The sequence below is a fragment of the Microcystis sp. LE19-10.1B genome, from assembly GCF_027530565.1.
GTDB classification, from domain to species: domain Bacteria; phylum Cyanobacteriota; class Cyanobacteriia; order Cyanobacteriales; family Microcystaceae; genus Microcystis; species Microcystis aeruginosa.
In genome coordinates this window covers 1-2083 of the sequence record NZ_JAPZQM010000681.1, presented here as the reverse complement: position 1 = coordinate 2083, position 2083 = coordinate 1, and the positions used below count along the sequence as shown (strand labels likewise).

The following is a 2083-nucleotide window of genomic DNA, read 5'->3' as shown; positions in this document are numbered from 1 at the left end:
TTGCTAATAAACATAGCAAAATTATAGATGATTTCCTGACCTAAGATCACATTTTATTCTTTTTTCCACTTCAATCTAAGAATTGAGAAAAAAGCAAAACCTTATATTATACCATAAAAAAATTATGCAAGAGGTCTATTATAGCCCGATCGCTTTTTCTCCCTTGAAGTAACCGTTCAGGGGGGGACAAAATCTAGTAATCTAAGGGGCATGGATGAGAAGCACCAACGGTAATCCCATAATAAGTCTAAACTATGATTTGAATGATTGAATGAATACTATGATTGTGTTGTATTCGGCAAGTCTTCATCAATGATCAATCATAGTCCATCCCATAGTCAAATTGATCGCAGTTAAGACGATGGATGTGACTGTCGCATCATTTGTGTATTGAGATGCTCTTTACTTAATGTATTGCCATACAATACTTTTGTCATTTAATCAGTAGGAAGCAGGTCTGAAATTATATTTAAAAAATCTCTCACTTTTGCAATGAAAGGAATAACTTGTAATTCATCAAAATCTGCAAAGTCTGTATAATCTGCTTCGAGACGGTATTCAAACAATTCGTTATAAACTGCACCAAAGTCTTTTGAAATAATTTCGCTACGGATGTAATTTTTGTTGAAGAGACTACGGACACCTGTATGTTTTGGAGATGAGAGATTATCATAAGCAAGTAAAGCCGTAACAGCATAAAAGCAACTATAGTATAGACGATTGATACAACTATTCCATCTTGCACCATCAGCAAGAGAACAAGCATCTTGATAAGCTTCCTCTGCACGATTTAAACGATACCTAATTAGTTGATCGTGAGGGGAATTTTTACTCATAGCATAATAGCTTCTTTGTTAACTGATTGCCAGAAAGGAGTAGTTTGTAATAAGGGATGTTCCCATTGATTTTTGCTGCGAACAATGGTACAAATAACTTCTTCTGTTTCCCATTCGATTTCATAAATTTGACGACGGATTTGAGATGTGCGAGTAGGGTTGGTGATCCCATCAACTAATACTAATATATCCCAATCAGAGTCTGGTTGAGCATCATTCCGCGCCCGTGAACCATAAAGAAATATTTGCGCTTGTGGTTCGATCGCTTGTACTGCTTGTTTAATTTTATTGAGTAATAGTTGTTTGTCCATGATTTTTTATTACCTTTTTGTACTGCAAAACAATATTAACAATATAATCCATCCCATAATCCCATAATAAGTCTAAACTGTGATTTGAATGATTGAATGAATACTATGATTGTGTTGTATTCAGCCAACCTTCATCAATGATCAATTATAGTCCATCCCAGTAATCACATAATAAGTCTAAACTGTGATTTGAATGATTGAATGAATACTATGATTGTATTGTATTTGGCAAGTCTTCATCAATAATCAATCATAGTCCATCCCAGTAATCACATAATAAGTCTAAACTATGATTGAAATGATTGAATGAATACTATGATTGTGTTGTATTCAACAAGTCTTCATCAATAATCAATCATAGTCCATCCCAGTAATCACATAATAAGTCTAAACTGTGATTTGAATGATTGAATGAACAGCAATTCTCATTTTGAAATAAATAGAGCATTAACCCCGATTTTGGCATTGAAAATAAAGTACAAAGTAACTATTTTCGGGGAGAGGCGATCACTAAAAAAAACAATTGGCTGGACAAATTAAGTATAAATACTCAAGCAATCAAAGAGGTTGGCTGAGAATGAACGGGGTTAATTCAGGAAGATATAGCGTTTCCTAAGCTAGTGAGGTACACCTATTTTTCTTCCCTTTTGCCTTTTGCCTCTTGCATGAGTGCCTAAAACCCATAACTTTTGTACCTCAGCAGACTGAAAAACGCTATAGTTCTGTTTTTAGAATAGGGAATTCAAGGGAAATAAAAATTTATAATTATTGTCAGCTAAGGTAAAATGGGTGAGATAGAAATCCACCAGCACGTCAAATTATTCCAAGATGGCTCAAAAAGCGGCAACCCTAGAAATTTCGGAATTAATGCAATTTTTACGTCAAGAATTAGATGATTTACCCGATGAGAGGAAACCTGGAAATAATAGAAAATAT

General features: G+C 34.2%; 2 protein-coding genes. Both read right to left on the bottom strand.

The features are described 5' to 3' along the window. Window positions 1–437: 437 nt before the first annotated feature. Complete coding sequence (locus tag O9332_RS24390) at window positions 438–836, bottom strand: HEPN domain-containing protein (RefSeq protein WP_002760499.1); 399 nt, start codon at window positions 834–836, stop codon at window positions 438–440. Then, window positions 833–1147 carry a nucleotidyltransferase domain-containing protein gene (locus O9332_RS24385; RefSeq protein ID WP_002737075.1) on the bottom strand — a complete coding sequence of 105 codons (315 nt, stop codon included), beginning with the start codon at window positions 1145–1147 and terminating at the stop codon, window positions 833–835. Before O9332_RS24385 ends, O9332_RS24390 begins: the two co-directional genes overlap by 4 nt. Between the last annotated feature and the right edge of the window lie 936 nt (window positions 1148–2083).

Bases quoted from the DNA above. Each gene is read 5' to 3' on its own strand.
- O9332_RS24390 (WP_002760499.1), bottom strand. From the start codon at position 836: ATGAGTAAAAATTCCCCTCACGATCAACTAATTAGGTATCGTTTAAAT.
- O9332_RS24385 (WP_002737075.1), bottom strand. From the start codon at position 1,147: ATGGACAAACAACTATTACTCAATAAAATTAAACAAGCAGTACAAGCG.